The sequence below is a fragment of the Mycobacterium sp. NGS29 genome, from assembly GCF_059812965.1.
The window spans coordinates 148,440-171,889 of the sequence record NZ_JCALDR010000001.1; the positions used below are offsets into that span (position 1 = coordinate 148,440).

The 23,450-nt window shown below is 65.0% G+C and carries 22 protein-coding genes; 13 read left to right on the forward strand and 9 right to left on the reverse strand.

Features of this window, described 5'->3' with window-relative positions:
* Nucleotides 1-63 precede the first annotated feature (63 nt).
* From efeU to AC5Y5Z_RS00745, 4 genes are read left to right on the forward strand one after another with little or no spacing between them, the layout of a single operon-like run.
* Complete coding sequence (efeU, locus tag AC5Y5Z_RS00730; RefSeq protein WP_499922834.1) at nucleotides 64-1,638, forward strand: iron uptake transporter permease EfeU; 1,575 nt, start codon at nucleotides 64-66, stop codon at nucleotides 1,636-1,638.
* Nucleotides 1,639-1,669: 31 nt separating this feature from the next.
* Nucleotides 1,670-2,818, forward strand: a complete 1,149-nt coding sequence (gene efeO / locus AC5Y5Z_RS00735; protein ID WP_499922835.1) for an iron uptake system protein EfeO — start codon at nucleotides 1,670-1,672, stop codon at nucleotides 2,816-2,818.
* Nucleotide 2,819: 1 nt separating this feature from the next.
* On the forward strand, nucleotides 2,820-4,103 hold the full coding sequence (efeB, locus tag AC5Y5Z_RS00740) for an iron uptake transporter deferrochelatase/peroxidase subunit (protein ID WP_499922837.1): 1,284 nt from the start codon (nucleotides 2,820-2,822) through the stop codon (nucleotides 4,101-4,103).
* A gap of 53 nt (nucleotides 4,104-4,156) precedes the next feature.
* Nucleotides 4,157-4,963, forward strand: coding sequence for an MBL fold metallo-hydrolase (locus tag AC5Y5Z_RS00745; protein WP_499922838.1), 807 nt, complete (start codon nucleotides 4,157-4,159; stop codon nucleotides 4,961-4,963).
* Here the strand turns inward: AC5Y5Z_RS00745 and AC5Y5Z_RS00750 are convergent.
* Genes AC5Y5Z_RS00750 through AC5Y5Z_RS00765 form a run of 4 tightly spaced genes read right to left on the reverse strand, consistent with a single transcriptional unit; the run spans nucleotide 4,960 to nucleotide 8,928 of the window.
* A complete protein-coding gene (locus AC5Y5Z_RS00750; RefSeq protein ID WP_463824621.1) occupies nucleotides 4,960-5,946 on the reverse strand; it encodes an alpha/beta fold hydrolase in 987 nt (328 codons plus the stop codon). The two genes, AC5Y5Z_RS00745 and AC5Y5Z_RS00750, sit on opposite strands and share 4 nt — an antisense overlap.
* Nucleotides 5,947-5,964: 18 nt before the next feature.
* Nucleotides 5,965-7,284: a M23 family metallopeptidase gene (locus tag AC5Y5Z_RS00755; protein WP_499922839.1), complete on the reverse strand. Its 1,320-nt coding sequence runs from the start codon at nucleotides 7,282-7,284 to the stop codon at nucleotides 5,965-5,967.
* Nucleotides 7,281-8,153 (reverse strand): sulfurtransferase, encoded by an 873-nt coding sequence (locus AC5Y5Z_RS00760; protein ID WP_499922841.1) that lies wholly within the window; start codon nucleotides 8,151-8,153, stop codon nucleotides 7,281-7,283. Before AC5Y5Z_RS00760 ends, AC5Y5Z_RS00755 begins: the two co-directional genes overlap by 4 nt.
* A gap of 40 nt (nucleotides 8,154-8,193) precedes the next feature.
* Nucleotides 8,194-8,928 (reverse strand): hypothetical protein, encoded by a 735-nt coding sequence (locus AC5Y5Z_RS00765; RefSeq protein WP_499922842.1) that lies wholly within the window; start codon nucleotides 8,926-8,928, stop codon nucleotides 8,194-8,196.
* 107 nt (nucleotides 8,929-9,035) lie between these two features.
* On the opposite strand from AC5Y5Z_RS00765, the gene AC5Y5Z_RS00770 reads away from it, so the two are divergent.
* Entirely contained in the window at nucleotides 9,036-9,578 is a 543-nt protein-coding gene (locus AC5Y5Z_RS00770; protein ID WP_499922844.1) for a TetR/AcrR family transcriptional regulator, read from the forward strand.
* Complete coding sequence (locus AC5Y5Z_RS00775; RefSeq protein WP_499922845.1) at nucleotides 9,575-10,825, forward strand: cytochrome P450; 1,251 nt, start codon at nucleotides 9,575-9,577, stop codon at nucleotides 10,823-10,825. Before AC5Y5Z_RS00770 ends, AC5Y5Z_RS00775 begins: the two co-directional genes overlap by 4 nt.
* On the opposite strand, the gene AC5Y5Z_RS00780 is transcribed toward AC5Y5Z_RS00775, so the two are convergent.
* On the reverse strand, nucleotides 10,826-12,418 hold the full coding sequence (locus AC5Y5Z_RS00780; protein ID WP_499922847.1) for a Na+/H+ antiporter: 1,593 nt from the start codon (nucleotides 12,416-12,418) through the stop codon (nucleotides 10,826-10,828).
* 21 nt (nucleotides 12,419-12,439) lie between these two features.
* Nucleotides 12,440-13,528 (reverse strand): DUF5685 family protein, encoded by a 1,089-nt coding sequence (locus tag AC5Y5Z_RS00785; protein WP_499922849.1) that lies wholly within the window; start codon nucleotides 13,526-13,528, stop codon nucleotides 12,440-12,442.
* Between the two features lie 220 nt (nucleotides 13,529-13,748).
* Between AC5Y5Z_RS00785 and AC5Y5Z_RS00790 the strand changes: the two genes are divergently transcribed.
* Nucleotides 13,749-14,174, forward strand: coding sequence for a protease inhibitor I42 family protein (locus tag AC5Y5Z_RS00790; protein ID WP_463824613.1), 426 nt, complete (start codon nucleotides 13,749-13,751; stop codon nucleotides 14,172-14,174).
* Nucleotides 14,171-14,869, forward strand: coding sequence for a mycothiol-dependent nitroreductase Rv2466c family protein (locus AC5Y5Z_RS00795; protein WP_499922852.1), 699 nt, complete (start codon nucleotides 14,171-14,173; stop codon nucleotides 14,867-14,869). Before AC5Y5Z_RS00790 ends, AC5Y5Z_RS00795 begins: the two co-directional genes overlap by 4 nt.
* Here the strand turns inward: AC5Y5Z_RS00795 and AC5Y5Z_RS00800 are convergent.
* Together AC5Y5Z_RS00800 and AC5Y5Z_RS00805 are read right to left on the reverse strand one after the other, a co-directional pair.
* Nucleotides 14,849-16,054, reverse strand: coding sequence for an acyl-CoA dehydrogenase family protein (locus AC5Y5Z_RS00800; protein WP_499922853.1), 1,206 nt, complete (start codon nucleotides 16,052-16,054; stop codon nucleotides 14,849-14,851). The genes AC5Y5Z_RS00795 and AC5Y5Z_RS00800 overlap by 21 nt on opposite strands.
* Nucleotides 16,020-16,580 (reverse strand): TetR/AcrR family transcriptional regulator, encoded by a 561-nt coding sequence (locus tag AC5Y5Z_RS00805; protein ID WP_499922855.1) that lies wholly within the window; start codon nucleotides 16,578-16,580, stop codon nucleotides 16,020-16,022. Before AC5Y5Z_RS00805 ends, AC5Y5Z_RS00800 begins: the two co-directional genes overlap by 35 nt.
* 81 nt (nucleotides 16,581-16,661) lie before the next feature.
* On the opposite strand from AC5Y5Z_RS00805, the gene AC5Y5Z_RS00810 reads away from it, so the two are divergent.
* From AC5Y5Z_RS00810 to AC5Y5Z_RS00830, 5 genes are all read left to right on the forward strand, one after another.
* On the forward strand, nucleotides 16,662-18,149 hold the full coding sequence (locus tag AC5Y5Z_RS00810; protein ID WP_499922856.1) for a serine/threonine-protein kinase: 1,488 nt from the start codon (nucleotides 16,662-16,664) through the stop codon (nucleotides 18,147-18,149).
* 262 nt (nucleotides 18,150-18,411) lie between these two features.
* The gene (locus tag AC5Y5Z_RS00815; protein ID WP_499922858.1) at nucleotides 18,412-19,638 is read left to right on the forward strand and encodes a M24 family metallopeptidase; all 1,227 of its coding nucleotides are present in this window, start codon (nucleotides 18,412-18,414) and stop codon (nucleotides 19,636-19,638) included.
* Nucleotides 19,635-20,795, forward strand: coding sequence for a M24 family metallopeptidase (locus AC5Y5Z_RS00820; RefSeq protein WP_499922859.1), 1,161 nt, complete (start codon nucleotides 19,635-19,637; stop codon nucleotides 20,793-20,795). The genes AC5Y5Z_RS00815 and AC5Y5Z_RS00820 overlap by 4 nt, the downstream gene beginning before the upstream one ends.
* Nucleotides 20,795-21,247, forward strand: coding sequence for a VOC family protein (locus tag AC5Y5Z_RS00825; RefSeq protein WP_463824606.1), 453 nt, complete (start codon nucleotides 20,795-20,797; stop codon nucleotides 21,245-21,247). Before AC5Y5Z_RS00820 ends, AC5Y5Z_RS00825 begins: the two co-directional genes overlap by 1 nt.
* Before the next feature lie 98 nt (nucleotides 21,248-21,345).
* A complete protein-coding gene (locus tag AC5Y5Z_RS00830; RefSeq protein WP_463824605.1) occupies nucleotides 21,346-21,612 on the forward strand; it encodes a hypothetical protein in 267 nt (88 codons plus the stop codon).
* A 23-nt stretch (nucleotides 21,613-21,635) separates the two neighbouring features.
* Here AC5Y5Z_RS00830 and AC5Y5Z_RS00835 read toward each other — a convergent pair whose 3' ends face one another.
* A complete protein-coding gene (locus tag AC5Y5Z_RS00835) occupies nucleotides 21,636-23,207 on the reverse strand; it encodes a serine/threonine-protein kinase (protein WP_499922861.1) in 1,572 nt (523 codons plus the stop codon).
* Nucleotides 23,208-23,450 lie beyond the last annotated feature (243 nt).

Below are 23,450 nucleotides of genomic sequence, written 5' to 3' on the forward strand. Positions count from 1 at the left end.
GCGGCCAGCAAAGGGCCTCCGCGTGATTTCAGCGGTGCCCAGCACCTAGTTAGGCTGTGCTAAGTGAACGGCGTGTTTATCGGCACCTTCCTGATCGGCCTGCGCGAGGGCCTGGAGGCGACGCTCATCGTGAGCATCGTCGCCGCCTTCCTCAAGCGCAACGGCCGGTCGATCCGGCCGATGCTTGCCGGCGTGGCTCTCGCGGTTCTGCTCAGTGTGGGCGTCGGGGTCGGGTTGGATCTGCTGTCGGCGGCGCTGCCGCAGCGACAGCAGGAAATGATGGAAACCGTCATCGGGGCGGTCGCGGTGGTGTTCGTGACCTCGATGATCATCTGGATGAACCGCAACCCGGGCCGGCTCAAGGGCGACCTCGAACGTGAGGCCCGAGACGCTCTCGGCCGGGGCCGTTTCCTGGCGCTGGCGCTGATGGCCTTCCTGGCGGTCCTGAAGGAGGGCTTCGAGACGGCGGTCTTTCTGCTGGCTACGGTTCAGGCGTCGCACGACAGCCACTGGGCGGCTGTCATCGGCGGGGTGACAGGGATCGCGGTGGCAATCGCACTCGGTGTCGGCCTGTACTTCGGCGGCCTGACTCTCAACTTGAGCCGTTTCTTCCGTATCACCGGTACGTTCCTCGTCTTCATCGCCGCAGGGCTGGTGCTCAGCGCATTGCGGACCGCCCACGAGGCCGGCTGGGTGGCGATCGGGCAGCAGCAGGTACTCGACCTGTCGTCCTGGATCCCGGGCAGTTCGGTGCGTGGCGCGTTGATCACCGGGTTGTTCGGCATACCCGCCGATCCGCGGCTCGTCGAGGTGCTCGGCTGGCTGCTCTACGCGGTACCGGTGCTGACGATCTTCCTGTGGCCCGCCCGCAGCGTCGCCAACGCCACTGTCCGTCGCAGGCTGCTGGTGGCCACCGCCGGGGTGCTGATCATCGTCGCGGCGGTGCTGCTGATCGCGGTGCCGGCCCGAAATTCCACACCCGCCGCGCACGCGCGCACGGTGACCGACCATCGCGGCCGCCCCGGCACCGTGTCGCTGGCCGGGACGCTGAGTGGTCGTTCGCTCTCGATCACCACTGACGGCGGACCGGCAGGTACCGTCGCGCTCGTCGCCGCCGGCACGGATTCAGTGGACGGCGTGCCGGTCCGGGTGTGGCAGGCGACTCTGCCCGCACCCGCCGACGGCGCCCCGACCGCCACGCTGGCCGAGCTGGCGGGTCTGACCGGCGGCCGCCTTCCAGTGGGAGTGTCCGCATCCCGCACCCCGGGCCCGTTTCACGTCCGATGGGCCACCAGTACCGTGTACACCGTTCGCGCTCAGGATGATTCGGTACTGAGCGCGCAGGCGACAAGCAACCGCACCGCCGTCCTCAGCGGCGGCGGACTTGCAGCGCCGAAGACAGTCAGCCTCGGCGGGCTACCCACCGATTGGGCGACTATTGACGACGAGTCGGTCACCGCGCAACTCAAAGCCAACTCTCAACTGCACGCCGAACGTCTACTGTGGCGGCTCTGGCTTCCGTTGGTGCTGGCGGTCTTCGCGTTGGGTTGTATAGCCACCGCGCTGCGCAGCCACCGCACCGAACACGCGCAAGGAAAGGGAAGAGTCGCCAATGCCGAAGCGCACCAGCCGGTCTAGCGCTGCCATCGCGACCGCCGCAGCAGTGCTCATGACTGGGTGCAGTTCCGGCGACACCGACCCGCCCAGGTCCGGGACCCACCAGGTCTCGGTGACGATGACCAACGACAGCGGCAAGGACCGTTGCGTGCTGAGCACCACCACGGTGCCGGCCGGACCGGTGACATTCACGGCGTCGAACACGAGTGCACCGGGCATCTCCGAAGTGGAGTTGCTCAAAGATCAACGCATCGTCGGCGAGAAAGAGAACCTCGCCCCAGGGTTGGATTCGGTCTCGTTCACCGTCACCCTGGACGGCGGCTCGTACCAGATCTATTGCCCGGGCGCTGAAATCGAGTACCAGACCCTGACAGTGACCGGGCGGGCTCCGGCGCCGGCCACCGGCACGGTGGCGACCATCCTGGGCCAGGGCACCAAAGATTATGCGGCCTACATCGTCAATCAGATCGAGCAGCTGAACGACGCCGTGCAGGGGCTCAATGGCGCCGTCCAGGCCGGGAATCTCGACGGGGCCAAGACGGCCTACGCCAGAGCGCGGCCGTTCTACGAACGTGCTGAGACCAGTGTCGAGGGGTTTGTGCTGCCCGGGTTTGCCGTCGGCGACAACGCCGGCAACCTCGACTATCTGATCGACATGCGCGAGTCCACTCCGGTGGATGCGAAAGTCGGTTGGAAAGGCTTCCACGCCATCGAACGTGACCTGTGGCAGGCCGGTGCCATCACCGGTGGCACTAAGGCGCTCAGCACCGAATTGCTGGGCAACGTGGGCAAGTTGAAGGACACTGTCACCAGCCTGCAGTACCGGCCTGAGGACCTGGCAAATGGGGCGGCGGACCTGATCGAGGAAGTGCAGAACAATAAGATCACCGGCGAAGAAGAAGCCTTCAGTCACATCGATCTCGTCGACTTCGCCGCGAACGTGGAGGGTGCTCAGCAGGCCTACGCGGCGCTGCGACCGGGGCTGGACAAGATCGACAGCAATCTGGTCAAGCAGATCGACCAACAGTTTCAGGATGTACTGACCGTGCTGGCCGGGTATCGCGACCCGACAGCGTTGGGCGGTTACCAAACTTTCGTCTACGAACTCCAGGCCCGTGACGCACCGAAGTTGACCGCGGTCATCCAGCCGTTGCACCAGAGCCTGTCCGTGGTAGCCCAGAAAGTGGTCACGGCGAACTGACATGACCGACGACGACAGCAACGAACCGCCGAAACCGTCTGGCAGCATACCGGTTTCGCGGCGACGAGTGCTCGGCGGCACGATGCTCGCCGGACTGACCGGTGCCGTCGGGGGCGGGGCGGCCGGTTACGCGATGGCCGAGCGCGGTGACCGAGACGATCATGACACGGTCGATCTAAGCCGCCGCTACCCTTTTTACGGGCAGACGCACCAGGGCGGTATCGCGACGCCCCCGCAGCGCTATTGCGTATTCATGTCCTTCTCGCTGGCCCCCGGCGCCGGACGTCCCGACCTGCAGGCGTTATTGGCCCGGTGGTCCGCGGCGGCCGCGGTGTTCCAGCAAGGCAATCCCGTTGGCGCAGTGCAGCCGTCGGTCGAAGTGCAGCCACCGGCCGACACCGGCGAGGCCTTCGGGCTCAGTCCCGCGGGTCTGACCGTCACCGTCGGGCTGGGACCGTCGGTGTTCGGCGACAGGTTCGGACTTGCCGGCAAGCGGCCGGCGTTGTTCGCCGACCTGCCGCTGCTCAACGGTGATTATCTGGACCCACGGCTACGCGGTGGCGACGTGTCGGTGCAGGCTTGCGCCGATGACCCGCAGGTCTGCTACCACGCCACCCGCAACCTGACCCGCCTGGGTCGCAATATCGCCGCACCGCTATGGCAGGTGCTCGGTTTCGGTCGTGCCTCGGCCGGCCCCGGCCAGGCCACTCCGCGAAATCTGATGGGATTCAAGGACGGAACCCGCAACGTGATGACCGACGAGCAGTACCGCCGGTTCGTGTGGGTCGACAACAGCGATCAGGCCTGGATGAACGGCGGTACCTACCAGGTCGCGCGAAAAATCCGCATGCTGCTGGAAACCTGGGACACCGACCGAATCGGTGACCAGCAGCAGGTCATCGGTCGCAGCAAACAGGAAGGTGCACCGCTGGGCGGCAACGCCGAATTCGACACGCCGGATTTCGCGGCAACGGGACCGGACGGAAAGCCGGCGATCGACCCGCTGTCCCATATCGGCTTGGCCGCACGGGAAAACAACAACGGCATCATGATCCGCCGTCGCTCCTACAACTACACCGACGGACTGGACGTCACCGGCCAGCTCAACGCCGGGCTGCTGTTCATCTCCTATCAGAATGATCCGCAGAACTTCATCCGGCTGCAGAACCGGTTAGGCGCCAACGATTTGCTGAACGAGTACATCCGGCACATCGGGTCGGCGATCTTTGCCGTACCTCCCGCGCCCAGCCAGGGGCACTACATCGGTCAGTCGCTGTTCAGCTGATTGGTTCAGCAGTGGGCGTTTCAGCTCCATTCCTGCGGGAACACGCAGCCATCATGGACATCACCGTGACCTTTGTCGGAAACGCCACGACGCTGATTCGTGCCGGGGAGATCACGGTGTTGACCGACCCCAATTTCCTGCACAGGGGTCAGCACGCGTACCTCGGCCACGGCCTGATCTCCAAGCGCCGCAAGGAGCCTGCTCTCTCCATCGAGCAGCTGCCGGCGGTAGATGTCGTTCTGCTGTCACATCTGCACGGGGATCACTGGGACCGGGTGACATCGAAACGACTGAATCGCGAACTACCGGTCCTGACCACGCCGCCCGCGGCGAACAGGTTGCGGACGAAAGGATTTGACCGGGCGACGGCACTATCGACCTGGCAGACGCACCACCTCGTCAAGGGTGACGTCCAGCTCACGGTGACGGCGCTACCGGGCCGGCACGCTCCGGTGTGGGCCAATCGGCTCCTTCCGCCGGTCATGGGCAGCATGCTCGAGTTCGGCTCCATCCACGCAGCAGAGAGCCGACGCATCTACGTTTCCGGGGATACCTTGCTCATCGACGAACTGGGGGAGATTCCGGTTCGGTTCGATGCCATCGACGTCGGCATATTGCACCTGGGCGGGACCCGGCTGCCCGCCGGCTCCCGATTGCCGTTCGGGCTCACCGTGACGATGGATGCGCGACAAGGCGCCGGACTTGTCGAGCTGCTCGACCTGCCGAAGATGATTCCGGTCCACTTCGACGATTACACCGTCTTCGCTTCTCCGCTGGCGGATTTCACGGCAGAGATGCAGCGTCGCGGCTGGGCGGACCGTGTCATCGAGATCGAACGCGGTGCAACGGTGTCGCTTTAAGCCTTCTGATCCACCAACACCGCCCCCTCAGGTCGGTCTCCGAGTGTCTGCAGATGCAGGTTGATGTCTTTGCCCTGTGCGGTGAGCCGAAGGATGTGAGCGAGCTCGGCCGGGGCATCACATTGCAGGTAGTGATCGGCGGTCGGTATCACCCAGTAACGGCTCTGGCCCGGCATATTCCGCAGGTAGGCCTGCCAGACGTGGTTCGCGACCCGCAGCGGGGCTACCGTGTCGTGCAGGCCCCACACCAGAGTGGCGTTGACGGGGATCTTGGAAAGAGCCTCGAGCCAACGCTTTTCATCGGCAGCGCGCTCGTGCAGATACTGGATGGTGTCCGGCAGGACACGGATGCCGTCGTTGTAGGCAAAGCATTTTGCCAGGGCGGAGATCTCGGCATCCCCGGTGGTGCGGCGCGGCATGAAGGTGGTGATCCCGAGTCCGGCGGCCAGTAGCTCCGGGGTGGTTTCGGCGGCGGCTGCCCGTCCCGTTGCGGAGTCGAGCAGCGCGAGTTGGAACGCGGTGAGGTTGGACAACGGCAGGTAGATGTTTGCATTGGTGATGATGAGATCGACTGGCAGTGCGGACTTCTCCGCCAACAGGCCGGCCGCGATCATGCCGACGCTGCTTCCGCGGTCATGGGTGATCATGCGGTAGTCGGTCAGTTTCCAGACCTCAGTGATCGCGTGGACCAGCAGTCGTGCGTCGTCGTAGAGCGAGTAGACGTACGGCTCGGGTGGTTTGTCGGATACACCGTAGCCGGGAAAGTCGAGGGCGAAAATCTCGAAATCTTCGCTCAGTGCACGCGCCAACGGGTAGTAGTCGACGCTGGACGTCGGGAAGCCGTGTACGCACACCAATGCGGGCGCCCCCGGTCTGCCGAACCGGCGCAAAAACACCGTGACCCGCTGCCCGTCGTTGGCATCGGTAGTCGATCGCCAGCTCAATTCCGTTCCGCCACTGTGCCATTCCACGAAAATGTCCATGATCTCGGCCTTTCGAGGTTAGGTGTGGGGGAAGGTCACGACGCCCAGCAGCAGGGGCAACTGATTGGTTTTCAGGACAGGTGCCGGCAGCATCGCGGGCCCGAAAAACGAACCGCTGAGGTAGTTGTCGGCATTCCACACCTGATTCGCGTCGAGCTGACCCTGGTAGCTGAAACCTTCGATGACGTACGGCAGGGCGTCGGCCTCGAACAACGACGGGCCGCTCATCAGCTGGAAATGCAGGTGCGGCGCATTGGAATTGCCGGTATTGCCCAATCTGGCGATCTGCTGACCCTTCTTGACCTGGTCACCGGGCTTGACCATCAGCGAACCCTGGATCAGGTGGGCATACATGGCATAGACGCCACTACCGAGATCCATGATGATGTGGTTGCCGTCGACGTTGTCCACGGTCAGCTTCGCGGCCAGTTCGGGCACGGACGCGGGCAGGATGCCGGGCACGTTGGCCTCGAGAGCGTCCAGCGTCGAGACGATGGTTCCGTCGGCCACGGCGTAGATGCCCGAGCCGTAGTCGCTGAAGCTCTCGTTCCTGGTCCGGTCACCGGTATAGAAGTTGCCCTGGTCGTTCATCCGCATCCAGTCGATCGCGAAGCGCTGGCTGTTGTTCAGTTTCATGTTGAGCGGCAATATCGCGTCGCGATGCGCCCAGCCGGGATCGCAGCAGCCGTTGAAAGCCACCCAATTGTTGCCCCGCAGCGGCGGCGCGATGGCACGCGGCGTGCCGGCCGAGATGTCGAACGGGGCGCCCAGCATGTCGATCGGGCCCGGAACCTTGGAGGCGCCCGGATTGGTCACCCCGGTTCCGTGCAGCCGCAGCATCACCGCCCGAGGGAAGTCGGTCAGCTTGTCCAGGCGGAAATCGAGCAGCAACGACCTGGACGTCGCGGGTGCGATGGTGAAGTCGGGTGCGGGTGCGGCGGGCAGGATCCGCAACCGGTTGCAGTTGCCGAAGGTGCAGGCGGGATCGACCAGCTGGTTGCCGGAGAACGATGCCAGCACGCGTTTGGGGTCGCGGGCGTCGACGACGTCGACGGCGGTCAGGGCGGAGGGTTCGGCACTGGAGTTGGTGACCTGCATGTCGAAGGCCAAGTGATATTTGTCGTCGGTGCCGGGAAACGGAAACGTCGGCCGGCTGATCGGGGCAACTGTCAACGGAGTGAAGGCATCGGGCACCGTGATTCCGGCCAGCGGATCCGTCCTACCCGGACTGCTCGTCCCGCCGGATTGTTTCGGAGAAGCTGCGCAGGCAGTGAGGGCGAGCACGAACCCGATGACTGCCAAGCTTTTCCGTGCTTGGCTGCGCCGATCGGACGTCATTGTGCCTCCTCGATCAACCCGGGTGAGCGTTGCACGGGACGCGTCGGGTCCGAGCTCCACTCCGACCACGAGCCGGGAAATAACGCCGCCGGATAGCCGGCAGCGGCCAGCCCGGCGACCACCACGGCGGCGGTCACCCCGGACCCGCAATACACTCCGACAGCCGTATCCGGTTCAATACCAGTGTCGGACAGGTGTTTTCTCATAGTCTCTGTCTCGAGGAAGCTGCCCTCGGGGGTCAACAGTGTCCCGAACGGCAGGTTCTTCGCGCCGGGAATGTGGCCCGCGACGGGGTCGACGGGCTCGCTGTCGCCTCGGTAACGTTCGGGAGAGCGTGCATCGAACAATTGCACGCCGCCCGCACCTGCTTCCTCGGCCGTCAGGGTTGGTCGGCCGCCGGCGTACAGATCATCATGTGGCACAGTCACATTCCCGGCCGGCGGTTTGACAGGCCCGGTCTCCACTGCGCCCCCGCATGAGCGCCACGCAGCCAATCCACCGTCCAGGATGCGCACATTGGGCAGCCCCGCCGCGGTCAGCACCCACCACGCGCGGGCGGACCCGGCGCGGTTCCAGTCGTCGTAGACGACGATGAGCTCGCCTTGGTGGATGCCCAACCGGCGCGCGGCCGCCTGCAGCTGAAATCCCGACGGCAACGGATGGCGGCCCCGGCCGGCCACCTGGTGGTCGCTGAGATCGTCTTCGAGCGAGACGTAGACAGCACCAGGTAGGTGTCCGGCCAGGTAGGCCGAAAGTCCGTCCGGGGTGCCGAGTTGCCAGCGGACGTCCAGGATGGTCAGTGGATCGCCGGCTTCGATGAGGTTGACCAGCTCGGCTGCACTGATCAGCACCTCGCTGCGCACGTTCACTGCTCAACTCTAGCGCCGGGCGCACGGACAGTCCTGAGGGTCAATCTTCTTCGGGCCAGGCCTGCCAGCTGATCATGCTTCGCAGGGGACCGGCAAATAACGGTTGCACCGCATCGGAGCGCCAGCGCTCCTCGACCAGGGGTGCCACAGCAGCCGCGACAGCCAGCGGGTCATCGTCGAGGTAAACCACAGTGATGTACTGCGGCTCGGACCGCCAGCCGCGCGGCGCCGGATTCCATGTAGGTCCGAACATCCAGGCACCCGCGGTCCCGGGTGCCGCCAGCAGCGCCGGATAATGTTCGGCGACAGACCAGTTCAGCCACTGATCGAGCCGCGGGCCGCGCGGTTCCTCGACGATCAGCAACACGCCGCGGTGCGGGCGGAACGGCACCACCTCGGCGGAGACCGCCGATTGAGGTGCGGCGTGGCACTGCAGTAGAGGCAGGCCGCCGATCTGCAGCAGCGGCCGCATGCTGGGCATGCGACCGATGTCCCGCAACGTCCGACCGAGGTCGATGAAGTCGTCCAACGTGTCCTGGACCGGGTCGCCGACCAGGTAGTGCACGGCGTTGCCGATCTGGCCCAGCGGGCCGTGCGACGCCAGGCGGGCCGATGGATAGGCACCGTCGGCGATCCAGCGCAGCCCGTACACGATGCCGGGCAACCGATACTGCTCGGGCATGTGGTCCAACAGGTGCCAGCGCAGATAGCTGCCGTCGTCACCGGGTGGCGCCGCCGCGGTGAAGCTGAAAATGCCCGCCTTGACGCGGTTCACGAGGTACTCACCGCGCAAAACCCTCGTGGAACTCAGTCGGCTTTGCGGTCCCGGCGCTCATCGCGGTAGATTCTAACAGTGCTCGAATTAATTCGAACGAGGATTCAATGACCTCCGCGGTACGCCGTCCGTACGGGGAGCTGGACCGTGACCAGGTGGTGGCCTCGCTGCACACTCTGGCGCGACGTGTCGGCGTGCAGCACATCACCATGCGGGGAATCGCGGCCGAACTCGGGTCGGCGGTGCCGTCGGTCTACTACCACGTGCCGGGGAAACAGGCCGCTCTGGACCTGCTGGCAGAATCGGTACTTGCCGACATCCCGGTCCCGCAGGACGGCCCGTGGGATCAAAGGGTCGCCGAACTGTATTGTGCGGCACGGGAAGTGATACTGGCGGTTCCAGGCATCGCGAACATTCTGCAGACCGGCGGGGGTGGGGAGCGGGCCCGGCGGTTGGACCGGTTGAGCCGCTCGCTGCTGGCCGAGGCCGGTCTCGCCAAACCCGTTGCCGCGGCCGCTCATACGGTGCTGTACACCTATCTGCTGGGTTCGGTCAGTCTGGATGAGACGCGGCCGTCCAAACGCCCGTCCACCGCGCGCTTCCGTGCCGGACTCGACGTGATCATTGCCGGGATCAAGGCCTCCTCATGACCGTTCCCAAGCTCGGCTCGTTGGTCGTCGAAAATCAACACGGCCCCGCCGACCGGGACGCCGCAACGGTGCTGGATCCCGACACCTTCGTCGCCGGCGCGCCGTTCGACGCCCTGCAGAGACTGCGAGCCACCGCACCGGTCCATCCGGTGCAATTGCACGGCCTGCCCCGGGCGTGGCTGCTCACCCGGCACGCCGACGTGCGACTGGTCAGCCGCGACACCAACACCTTCACCAGCAACAGAGGCAACACGCTGGTCGAGGTGGAGGCAGCCCCGACCTCGGCGATGCTGCCGGGGATCGACCCGCCGCGCCACGTCAAGATCCGCAAGCTGATCAACCAGGGTTTCACCGTCCGCAATGTGCAACGCCTGGAACCGCACATGCGCAAGGTCGCCCGCGACATCGTCGCCACTATCACCGACAAGGGTGAATTCGATGCTGTGCCAGACATTTCCGCGGAGATGTCGCTGCAGGTGATCGCCGACGTACTGGGTGTGCCGGCCGAAGACAGGTTGGACGTGTTTCGGTGGAGCAACGCCATCGGCAGCCTGGGCATCGAAGATCCCGACTACGCGCCCACCCCGGAAGCGCTGGGTCAGGCCGCCGCTGAAATGTTCGCCTACTGCAACCAATTGGTGAAGCACCGACGCACGCACGGGCTGACCGACGACATCCTGTCGGCGTTGCTGGCCGCCGAGGTCGACGGCGAGAAGCTCAACCGCGACCAGCTCAACGAATTCTTCTTACTGCTGGCCGTCGCCGGCAACGAGACCACCCGAAATACGCTCAGCCACGGCATTTTGGCGTTGTCGCAGCACCCGGAACAACAAGCGCTGCTGGCCCGCGACCCGTCGGCGGTCAAGCCTGCCGTCGAGGAACTGCTGCGCTGGGCCACGCCGGTCCTGCACTTCCGCCGTACCGTCACCTGCGATGTCGAAATCGGCGGGCAAGAGATCCCCGCCGGCGACTGGGTGCTGATGCACTACCTGTCGGCCAATCGCGACGAGGACGTGTTCGACCGGCCCGATGAATTCGACATCACCCGGACCGATGCCGGTCATGCCGCATTCGGTGGCGGGGGAGTGCACTTCTGTCTGGGCGCTCAACTCGCGCGTCTGGAACTGCGGGTGATGATCGAAGAGCTGTACGCCGGCGTGCCTGGTCTCACCGTCACCGGCGAGCCGGAGCGCCTGCGGTCCTCGTTTTTCCACGGCATCAAACGACTTCCGTGTAGCACCGGTTAGCTACTCGACGTCTGCCGGTCCGAGCAGTCGGACCTCTTCCAGGTCCATGGTGGCCTGCACCTCGCGCAGCACGATGTCGTCAATCTGTCGTTGGTCGCGCAGTTTGGTGACGGCTTGACGTTTGCGGTCCAGGACGCGAAGACGCACCTCCCGGATCAGGTCGACCTTCTCTGCCAGTTCGTTGGTGCCGGGGTCGTCACCGCCGGCCGCCACGAGCAGGGCGTGCTCCTGGTATTCCTTTTCCAGACGCGCCAAAATTTTCGGTTCCACGTCGAGTTCGGCGGCGACTTCCGGCAACGCCTCGAGAGCTGCCTGCGCCCCGCGCGTTCGGGCCAGCTGCACTTCGTCGGCGCGGGCAACGTCTTCGGGCAACCGTGCCCACCGAACGACGGCGGGCAGGGTGCTGCCCTGGACCAGAACCGTCACCAGGATCACCACCGAAACGACGAAGATGATCAGGTTGCGGTCGGGAAACGGTGCGCCGGTGTAGGTTTCGAGCGGTACGGCCAAGGCTGCGGCCAGCGACACCGCGCCGCGAAAGCCTGCCCAGCTGGTGACGGTCCGTTGGCGAAAGTCAACATGCCGGCTCCGGCGTCGCATGCTCTTGTCGACGGCACGCCCCAGGACGGTGGTGAGTTCGACCCAGGCGAACCGCGTGACGATGACCACGCCGGTGACGGCCAGTGCCAGCATTGTGGCGCGTCGCAGCCCGTCGCCGTGGTCGTTGATGCCGCGCAGCGCGCCGGGCAGTTGCACACCGACGAACACCCACAGCGATCCGTTGATCAGGAACGTCGAGATGTCCCAGAAGGCGAAGGACTGCAGTCGCGACCGGGCCCTGATGACCCGTGGACTGACATAGGTGATGACGAGAGCCGAGACCAGCACCGCGACCACACCGCTGCATTCGACCGATTGGGCAAGCAGGAAGGCCGCGAACGGCGTCAGCAGGCTCAGCGCCCCCTCCTCGAGCGGTGCGTCGATGCGGCGACGCAATAGTGTCACCAGGAACCCGATGATCAGCCCGGCGGAGATGCCACCGAGGTAGGAGTAGATGAACCGCGCGGTCAGCGCGACCGGGCCAACCTCGTGGCCACCGACGGCGACGGAGATGGTCACCCCGAACAGCACCAGCGCCGTGCCGTCGTTGATCAAGCTCTCGCCCCGCAGCACGGTCAGCGCGCGCCGCGGTAGCTTCTTGGCCAGCCCGGCGACCGCGGCAGCGTCGGTGGGCGAGAGCACGGCACCCAGCACCGAGGCGGCATGCGACTCCATGCCCAGCGCCCGTGCGGTCCAAGACACCGCGAACGCGGTGGCGATCACCAGTCCGATGCTGGTCATCACGATGATCCGCATGTTGGCCTTGATCTCGCGGAAGCTGGTGTTCAGGCTCTCCCAGTACAGGATCGCCGGCAGGAAGAGCAGCAGCACGAGTTCGCCATCGATGTGCACATTGCCGAAGCGAGGAATCAGCCCCAGCAGCACACCGAGAAAGATGAGCAGAACCGGTGGGCCCACGCGGTAGCGGCGGCCCAGCAGCGTACCCAGGACGACGGTGGCAACCAGCGCGACGATGACGACAAGCGCAAACACCTGCCCATCCTCGCCTATGGGCTACGAGCAGTCGCAGCAGTCTCCGCAGTCGCAGCAGCAGTCGCAATCGCAATCGCAATCGCAGCAGCAGGCATCGGTGCAGCGGTCCCAGCAACCCCGCTTCTTCTTCGGCTCGGGAGGAAGCTGGCCGGGAGGCGGGTATCCGCCGGGTCCGTATATGCCGTACTGGTTACCGCCGAAGTTGATGCCGTCCTGTTCGCCGTGCGGGCTGCCATACGGGTAGTTGGCCCGCGGTACGGCACCGGCGAAAGTGCGTGAGACCGAGCGGCGTATTTCTTTGGTCAACAGCCGGCGCGGCAGGCGATCGTCGGTGAACTCGACATCGGCCAGTGCCAGTTCGATGCCCAGCACCGCATCATCGCACAGCGTGCGGACCTCGGCCATGGATATCCCGGTGGCGGCCAACGGATTCCACTTTCCATGTGCCAAATCGTCGTGGTAGTCCTCGACCGCGTCCAGCAGATGCGCGACCCGTCCGAAGAGTTGTCCGACCTCGCGCAGCGGTGCCTCATTGGCAGGGCGGCCGGCCAGCACCGCGGTGTGGGCGAATGCGGCGGCCACGGCCGTCTCGGTCGGCTCGGTGACGGTCAGCAACGGACTGCCCGGACCCGTGGTCGCCTCGAGTTCCATCTGCCGGTCCATGGCGCGGACCAGCACGGCGGTGTCGAAACCCAAGCGGCGGCCGGTATCAGTGCCGCGGCGGACCCACCGTTCGGCGACGCGTCGCGCAGCCGGACGTATCCCCGCCATGCCGACTACGCCGTCGCGGTCATCCACGTGGTCACGGACCTTCGCCGCGGCCAGTGCCAGCGACACCACAGCGGCCAGACGCACGCATTCGCCGGTCGCGACGTCGGCGCGTTTCATACCGCGCAGCGGGCAGGGCCCCGCGGTGCGACGCATCGGCTCCGCCTCCGACTGGGCTTCAACGAGCAGCGAGACGATCAGGCCGTCGTAGTTGGTGGCGATCCGCGCCGCTTGCCCGTAGTCGTCACGCAGAGCCAGGCACAGACCGCACAGTTGGGCGCGCCAAGCCGCGGTGAGTTCGCCGCCGAGATGATGACGACAGGGCCGAATGATGCCAAACACGGATTGAAGTTACCTGACCAGGCTGCGGTGCGTCCGCAAACGCGTATTCGATGTGGCGCGCGAATGGCTGCCGCACTGTGGCTATTTCACCAAACACGTTGTCCGCCAGGGTTATCCAAGTGCACTCAGTGCGTAGCACCGATGATCGTGCCGCAACGGAGGTGCACCAGATCCGGTCAGCGCGCACCGGACTGGGGCGGTGAACGGTTAGGGTGCACTGATGAAGGTCAGGCTGCTGGCGGTGGCGACCGTGCTGGTGATGCTATCGGGGTGTTCGAGTCCGGGCAGGGCATCGACCAACGCCATCGACGTGTCCATGGACGAAGTGTTGAAGCAGAACGCCATTACTCGGGATGTCACTCTGTCGGTGGGCGACACACTCAAGGTCTCGCTGGGCGCCAACCACAGCACTCCTTATCGTTGGACACCCGATCCGAAGATCGCCGACGGCGCGGTCCTGACGCAGACCGGTCACGAATACGTCCGGGGTAGCACCGACCGGGTGGGTGCACCAGGCACTGAGGTCTGGACGTTCACCGCGTCGACCGCCGGGACGACCACACTCGTCGCCGATTACGGTTCCATCGTCGGTGATGCCCCGCCTACATGCACGTTCACCGCCAATGTGGCGGTGCGCCAGCCGTGACCACCGTCGATTTCCACTTCGACCCGATGTGCCCGTTCGCCTTCCAGACGTCGGTATGGATCCGTGCAGTGCGTGCGCAGCTGGGGATCACCATCGACTGGCGGTTCTTCAGTCTTGAAGAGATCAACCGGGTGGAGGGCAAAAAACATCCCTGGGAACGGGATTGGTCATACGGCTGGTCGCTGATGCGGATCGGCGCGTTGTTGAGACGCTCGGATATGGACCTGCTCGATCGCTGGTATGCCGCAATCGGACACGAACTGCACACGTTGGGTGGCAAGCCGCATGATCCCGATGTCGCCCGCAGGTTGTTGGTTTCGATCGGTGTCGACGACACGATTCTCGATGCGGCACTAGCGGATTCGACGACCCACGATGAGGTACGCACCGAGCATCAACGGGTCGTCGACGCGGGAGTCTTCGGGGTGCCGACGCTGTTTATCAACGGCCAGCGCCTGTTCGGGCCGGTGTTGGTAGATCCGCCGACAGGGGACGGGGCGGTCAAGTTGTGGAACGTCGTCACCGGCATGGTGGAATTGCCGCACGTCTATGAAATTCAGCGTCCCAAGTCCGCCGTCGACGCCGAGTTGATCGGCCGCAGTTTGCGGCCCTACCTGGACGGTCGTGACTGGGTCAGCATCAACCGCGGTGAGGTGATCGACTTGACGAGGATTTCAGACCATGGCCAGCGGTGAGATCTTAAGCCCGATTGCCAAGGCGCCGGCCAGTTCTCGGCTGGCGTCGTAGTCGAAGATCACATGGCCGCTGAGCACGTCGATGTCGCGCTTGGCCCGCTGCAGCGGATTGTTCAGAAAATGTGCACTCGCGCCGGAAGCCTCGAGTAGGTGGCCGACCACCGCACGGGATTCTGTCACGACGTGGGCGGCCGCCAAGCGCGCGTCAGCCCGCACGGTACGCGGAACCCGTTCTCCGGCTTGCAGAAGCGTCTCGATCCGGTTAATCGTGTCGGCCACCAAACCGTGTAGCGCGCGCAACCGAACCCGAGCTTCACCCAGCCTCGCCTGCGCCGCGGGCCTGTCTTTCTGCTTGCTGCCCTCATAGGCGATGACCCTCTCGCAGAGCCGGTCGGTGAACAGATCGACCACTCGCTCGGCAGTACCCAATGCCGGCATCGACGCGAGGAATGCCAGGGCGGGCACCATCGGCCAGCGATAGAGGGTCGTGTCGTGCAGCAGCGCGCCCGGCGCGGTGCCGCCGTAGATATCGGTGACCTTGACGAGTCGGTGCTCGGGAACGAAGGCGTTCTCGACCACGATGTCATTGGAGCCGGTGGCGCGCATGCCGTCGGTCTGCCAAACGTCGACGATCTGATAGTCCTCGGCAGGCACCAGCACCAACGCGGGATAAATCCCGTCGTCGGGTCCGCAGAGCGCACCGACGATGGTCCAGTTGCCTTCCATCACCCCGGTGGCCCACGACCAGCGACCGGTGAGCCGGACGCCCCCGGCAGTCGGTGTGCCGCGCCCGGTCGGGGCCAGCGGCGAGGAGGCCAGGAATGGAATGGATGCGAAACCGTCCGCCTGCGCCCGCTCGCCGAACAGTGCCAACATCCAGTTGTGCAGAGTGAAGAAACCCGCTGTCCAGGCGGTCGAGGTGCAACCGTGGGCGAGCCGGCGGACTGGATCCAGGATCGCCTGGAAGTCAGCCTGCTGACCGCCGAATCGGGCAGGCTTGAGCAAATCGAGCAGACCTGACTCGTGCAATTCCTTGACGGTGTCAGCTGGTAGTCGCCGAAGTTCTTCGGCCTCTCGGGCGCGTTGCTGAATTCGTTGCACGAAGTCGTCGGAAATGCCGGTCACTGCGACACCATACCTTTTGGTATGTTCACTGCCGCAACATGAAGTCGAGAAAGGCCTCATGGTGCAACCATTTCCGGGGCGACGGACCGGTCAGGTGCAGCAGTCCCACGCCGGCGGCGAAGGTGGTGTTAGCGCGCAGTTCGGCTTCATCGCCGTCGAAGCCATAGTCGCGGAATGCTTGGCGCACTGCGCTGAGTAGCCGGCGGTCCGCCTTCTGGACCGCATCGGCGACGGCCGTATCAGAGCGAGCCCATTCGCGCATGGCCCGTTCCAGTGACCATTGTCTCGGCTGTACCAGCGACGTCATCATCCGGGACAGGCGGTCCCGCGCCGGGATGTCGCGCAGCTGTTCGATATCGCGACGGTCTTCATCTTTCAGCTGGGCCCAGGATTCGATCAACGTCTGACGGTAGGTCGCCATGTCGACGAAGTGCCAGTAAAAGCTGCCTTTTGTGACGTGCAGTCGCGCGCAGAGGCGGTCGAGTTTGAGTGCGTTGAGGCCTTCGTCGGCGATGATCGCGTAGCCGGCCTGCAACCAATCGTCGACGGTCAGCCGACTGCTGCTCGACGTGCGACCGGTCGCCATGGAATCGCAGCCTACGTATCGTCGCCGAATAACGGGGGCCCTGGATGGGAACCCTGGTATCTGCCAGGAAAGGACACGTGCATGACGTCGCCGCACAGCGGCTCACTACTCGGTACCCGGTTCGGACCCTATGAATTGCGGTCCCTGATCGGCGCGGGCGGAATGGGCGAGGTGTACCGGGCCTATGACACCGCCCGAGGGCGCATGGTTGCGGTCAAATTGCTGCGCAGGGAACTGGCGGCGGACCCGGCGTACCAGGAACGTTTCCGGCGAGAGTGCCGATTGGCGGCGCGGCTGCAGGAACCGCATGTCATCCCCGTGCACGACTTCGGTCAGATCGACGGCGTGCTATTCATCGACATGCGCCTGGTCGACGGAGGCACCCTCAAAGACCTGCTGCACGAGCGAGGTGCGCTCGATCCGGCACACGCGGCGTTGATCACGACGCAGGTGGCCTCGGCTCTGGATGCGGCGCATGCCGACGGCCTGGTACACCGCGACGTCAAGCCGGAAAACATCCTCCTCACCGCCGACAACTTTGCCTATCTCGTCGATTTCGGCATTGCTCAGGCGGGCGGTGACCCGAGTATGACGGCGGCGACAGGCTCGTTGCTCGGCTCGTGCGGTTACATGGCGCCGGAACGGTTCACCGGTGACCGGGTGGGTGCGCAGACCGACGTCTACTCGTTGACGTGCGTGCTCTACGAATGCCTCACTGGCGAAAAGCCTTTCGAGGTACCCGAGATTCACCAGCTAATCAGTGCACACATGTTCTCGGCGCCGCCCCGACCCAGCATCATGCGCCGGGGAATCGACCGGTCCTTCGACGACATCGTCGCCACCGGAATGGCCAAACAGCCTGCGGCACGGTTTGCTTCGGCAGGCGAGTTGGCGACGGCGGTTCGCTTGGCGGCCGGGTCCAACGTGGCACCAGTTCCCGCCCCGGTTGCGGCCATCGCACCGGCTGTGCCACGTCGCACGGTGCGCACCCGGCCGTTCCGGGTGCAATACCCGAACCCGGACGCTACCGGCAACAGTCCTTACCCCGTCCCGCCACCGCCACGGCCGGTGGTCCAGAAGTCTGGCCGGGGACCGGTTCTGGTGGGCGGGCTGGCGGCGGCGATGCTGGTCGTCGCGGCTGTGCTGGCCGGCATCTTGGCGTTCGGCTCCGGATCTGCACGCGATACCGCGGTGCCGGGTGCATCGACATCGCCTGCGTCGCAGTCGTTGTCGCTGTCCGGCCCGGTCGATGGTGCCGACGAATTGGGCTTCGTCGGCCACCCGGCAAGATGCGACGTCGGAAACCCTCCGGCAGCGGTGGTGCGAACCGCCCAGTCCCTGGCGGTGATCTGCCAAACCGGGTCGCAGAGCTACTACTACCGCGGTGAACGGATCCGGGACGGTGCCAACATCGAACTCCGCAACGCGGTGCGGGTCTCCGATGGATTCGATGTGACCAACCCGTCCAACGGAGTTCGTTATGAGATTCGGCCGCGACAGCTTTCGATCATCAGCGGCGATCACGTGGATTCCGCCGAGCCGGTGTTGCAGTACGCCACATCACGTTAGCGGCGATATGCGTGTTGAGAGTTCTTGCGCCTGTTCCGCCCGGAACGGCTTGAACTTGTGGCATGTGCCAGGCGGTAGGCGCCGTCGACTTCGTTGATGTCCAGCGCGGGTTGGCCCTCGGGCCGCGGGACGCCCATCGGATACCTTCCCGGGCGAACTAGTGGACGCCTCCGCGGTTCGTCGGCGGTGCCACGCCTCCGGCGCTCGATTGTCACTGGGCTATCTTTGCGTTATTACGCTGTTCGGCCGCGCGGAGAAGTGGGTGGGCGTCATCAAGGACTGGGCAGCGGGAGCCACCATCGGCGGATTGCAGATCCCTGACCGGCCCGATCTCGCACGGATGCGGCGGGATCGGTATGCCCGGCTACAGTCCCAGCTCTCGTCGCAGCGGCTGGATGGCCTGGTCTTACTCGCATCCACCTCGGTGACGTACGCGACCGGTGCCGCGATGCCGGCCATGGACGGCGACCGGGCGGCACTGTTCCGCGCGGTCGCGATCGTGGTCAAGGGCGAGCCGATGCCCCACCTCTACTCGATCGTCGCCGACGGGGTTCCGCTCGGTGTGCACCTGCACCCACCGTTGTTTCCCGATCTCGACGACGGGATCGATGCATTCGCCGCTGCTGTGGCCGACCATTTCCCGACTGGTGCCCGGGTGGGAATCGACCACTTGTCACACGCGATGGTCCGCCGATTGCAGGGTGTTTCATGGGTGGACGCCGCCGGCGTGATGGGTGCGGTCAAATTGGTCAAGACGGTGGACGAAATCGCGTGCGTCCGGGAGGCGCAGCGGCTCAACGAACTGGCGATGGAAGCAGCGTTGCAGGCGTTGCGGATCGGACTGCGCCAGAACGACTTGAGTGCGGTGTTCCTGCGCCACGTGTTCGAGTTGGGGGCTTCGGCAGGCGGCATCGACCCGATCTTTCAGGTGATGCCACCACGGCGGTCACAGGGCCCATGGACGTTGCACGGTGACCTCGCATACCCGACGGTCACCACCGACCGCTTCCTGCGGTACGGCGACGTCATCTGGGTGGATGCCGGGATCATGTGGGAGGGGTACGCATCGGGCTACGGACGCACCTGGATCACCGGACGACACCCGAATGCAACCGAGCTCGCCCAGTTTCGCCGCTGGCGCGCCGTCGTCGATGCGTGTCTGGAGGTCCTGGCACCGGGACTGAATGGCCAGCAACTCTGTCAGGCGGCCATCGATGCCAACAATGGTGTCCGGCCGTGGCTTTCGCACCTCTACCTGGCACACGGGGTGGGCGTCGACAATGCCGAAATGCCGCTTTTCGGAACCGACCTGGGCAACGAATTCGACGCCGGCTTGGCTCTTCAGCCGGGCATGGTCGTGGTGCTGGAACCGGTGATCTGGGAGGACGGCGCGGCGGGATTCCGCGCCGCGGACCTCGTGGCCGTGACCGATCGGGGCTGGGTCAAGCTGAGTGGTTCCAACTACCAGCCCTTCGGGTGTGCCCCGTGACCCCGGTGCCGCGCGATCCAGGGGTGCGCGTCGGGACGATGAGCCTGGAGGACGGTGCCCGGATCGACTTCGGCTGGCTGCGTGGCGAGCGGCGGCTGAAAGTGCTGTCGGGCATGGAAACTCACGATCTGGATGCGTTGATTCTCAGCGGTCCGGGAAACGTGCATTACGTGTCCGGTGCCCGGCTGCTGGGCCGGGCCGGGGTGCTGCCCTTCACCCCGCTGGCCGTGGTGGTGCGCTCGACTGGACGTGTCCATTTGCTGTCGTCGTGGGACGAGGGCGTCCCGCCGGAAATCGGTCGCGAGGACCTGTACGGGATGAGCTGGAACCCGAGGAAGCTGATGGCGTCGGTGGCGTCGATACCCGGGATGCGAAAAGCCAAGCGGATCGGTACCGATGGAACCTCGCCGTCGTTCGTGTTGCTGGCCGGGCTGGCCAAACTCGGGGAGATAGTGGACGCCGGGCCGCTGATGGAGGCCGCACGCCGGGTGAAGACGGCTGAGGAGATCACCTGTCTGCACGTGGCATCCGCGATATCGGAGTCGGCCCTGGGTGCGCTGGAGGCCGCGTTGCAGCCAGGCGTTACCGAGCGGGAGTTGCTCGGGGTCTACTACGCGTCGATCGCGGCGCTGGGATCGCCCGTTGCACCCTCGGAAAGTGTTTGTTTCGCAACGCCTTTGAGTGGATCGGTGCCTTTCCGGCACCTGGCCACAGACCGACCGGTGCGGGAGGGGGAGTTGATTGTCCTGGCGCCCGGGGCACTGTATGCGGGATACGAAGCTGGGTTGGCCTGCACGCGGATGGTCGGTGGGTCGAGGTCTGTTCGGGCTGCCGCGCTGCTGACGGCGTGCTCGTCAGGTTTGGATGCGCTGGTGGCTGCGTGCCGGCCCGGGGTTACCGGTGCCGATCTGTATCGGGCCTGGGAGCGGTCGGGTCGTGGTGAGCCGGCGGTGTTGTTGGCCCATGGGCTGGGCTTGGGTGCGGAGGCGCCGGCGATCGGCCTGGGACGCGGTCTGAACGCGTCATTGGCGGAAGGGATGGTGTTGAGCGTGCAGTCCTGGGTGACCGAAGCTGGTGTCGGAGGGTGTCTGGAACGTGCCACGGTCCTGATCGGCAGTGCGCGTGGCACCGTCTTGTCCCGCTACGGGAGGTCGTAATGGGTTCGCAGTCGGTCGTTTTCAACCATGTCGGTTTGTGCGTCCGGAGCAGGGAGCGGTCGCGCAGGTTCTACGAGGGCCTGCTCGGATTCGAGTACTGGTGGGAGTTGGACGCGCCGGAGGAGGGGACTGCTCAGCTGCTGCAGCTGCCCCGGCCGGTGGGGTTGCATGCGACCTATCTGGTCAGGGACGGGCTGGTGCTGGAGCTGCTGGACTACTCGGGGCGTGTGGTGTCCGGTGGCGGCGAGCGGACCATGGATCAGGTCGGGTTGACCCACATCTCCTTCTCGGTGTCAAACCTGGCGGCGGTACTGGATCGCGTCGGCGACTTCGGGGGCGAGGTGGTCGACGGTACGGTGTCCGCGGGATCAGCGATGGTCAGGGATCCGGACGGGCAGTTGCTGGAGTTGTTGACGGACGGGTGGATGCAGGTGTTGCCGGCGCGTCCGTAGGGCCGCTTCGCCGCCCGAACCGAAATCCCCGGACATTTTATTCTTCCTTGCGCGCGCCTCACCGAAAAGTCTCAACTAGAGCTTTAACCTTTCGATCCATGACCGTTCGGGGGTGCCTGCACTTACCAGAGCTCGAGATTCTCTCGGCACTGGACTTTGACACCGAGATTCCGTGTATCTGCCAGAAGTTCTGCAACGAAGCTGAGCATCCGGCCGATTGGTGGATCACCCTGTCGTGTGGTTGCCGATACCCGTTCTGCAAGAAAGCGTTACAAATCTCCAAGATCCGGTTGAAAGTGCGGTCGCTGACGTGCCGGTTGTGCTCGGCACCGGACATCACCATCCGGAGCGTGAAGCGCGCCTAGCCAGCTGGGCTCTGACTGGCGATTCAGTTGTACGCCGTGCTCTGCGCCACCGGGTGCGTCGTGCTGATGAGCTTGGCGATGCAGTGATCGCGGTCGAATCCCCTGCTGCTGCACCATGACAACGCGCCCCTGGCGTCGCTGAAGCTGTACCCCGCGATGGTCACCCAGTAGTTCGATTCTGAGAACGTCGACCAGTCGCCGGACCACAGCAGCTTGGCGTTGTAGAGCGATCGCAGCCGCTCGTGCTCCTGTAACGCCATCGCGTTGTCCCAGGCGACGCCACCCTCGACGGTGCCCGGACGCTTGGAGCTGAGCTGCGGAACCCATTTGTTGGCGGCTTCCGATGCAATCAGGGAGCGGTCGAGGTTGACGTATTGGCGCAATTGCTGCTCGGCCGTCTGTGCCTGCGCCGCGGTCGTGGTCGGAATCGCCACCGAGCGTGTCGTCGTCGGCGTCGTAGTTTGGTCAGTCGGCTGAGCCGTCGTCTCGTAAGCGGGTTGCGTCGAAGTTGGATAGGCGACCGCCGAGGAGGGGTAGTCCGAACCCGAGTTGCGGTTCGCCACGACCGCGACCGTGAGGACGACGACGACCACCACCAGTGCGGCCGCGAGCGCGGCCAGCGTGGGCACCAGGTACCGGCGCGCATCCTGCCCCGGTGGGGCAGCGAAATATGTTGGCGCAGAGCTGAATTGCCTGTTGAAATGCTGATTGTTGCGCGGTGGGGGTTGATACTGCGATGCGAAAACCGTGTGATCGGGACCCGCTGTCGGCCTGGGTGTCGACAAGGCGCGCTTGGCCGCGCGCGCACATGCGCCGGCGCTGCCGTAGCGATCGTCGGGGTGTTTGGCCATGCCGCGGGCGATCACCTCGTCGAGGGCCGGCGGAATCGTGGACCTGGCCATACTGGGCCGCGGCGGCGGCGACGACAAGTGAGCCGCTATCACCTGCTCGGTGTTGCCGACGAAGGGCTGACGACCGGTCAATGCCTCGTAGAGGACACAGGCCAGCGCATACACGTCCACCGCCGGTGTTGCGGGCGCTGCGCTGTTCAGTCGTTCGGTCGCCATGTAGGCGAAGCTGCCTACCTGATAGCCCGTGACGGTCAGATGACTCTCTCCGGGTGTCTCGGCGATGCCGAAGTCGACCAGGTACGCGAAGTCGTCGGCGGTGACCATGATGTTCTGCGGCTTGACGTCGCGATGGATCAGCCCGTTGGCATGCGCGGCGTCCAGCGCTGCCGCCACCTGGCTGATGATCTCGACGGCACGTGTCGGCGTGAGGACCTGCGTGGCGATGATCTCGTGCAAGGTCTGGCCCTGGACCAGCCGCATGTCGATGTACAGCGTGTGGTCGATCTCGCCCCAGTCGTGAATCGGAATGACGTGTGGCTCCTGCAAGATCGCCGCCGCCCGCGACTCACGCAGGAATCGCTCCCGGAACGTCGCGTCGCCGGCCAACTGTTCGCTGAGTACCTTCAGCGCGACGGGCCGGCGCTTGTCGGTGTCGAATGCCTCATACACCTCACCCATACCGCCCTTGCCGAGCAGTCGGTGAATCTCGTACTTACCGAACGTCCCGCCCACAAGTGTTTCCATCGGATTCTGCCTTCCTCCCCGCAGTCAGTATGCGACAGGGGTGTGACACCCGTCAGGCGTTTGCCGGATTGCAATGCTGTCAATGCTCGTCGGAGCCGTGGCAGCTGAGTGGACACGCGTAAATATCGAACAAAACGCAGCCAGGAGTCATGGCAGCACTAGTAAACAGCGGGACTGATGTGGCGGATGTGGCATCTGAGTCAAACGATCTGGTGTTTGCTGTCATCAACGCCGCGGTAATCG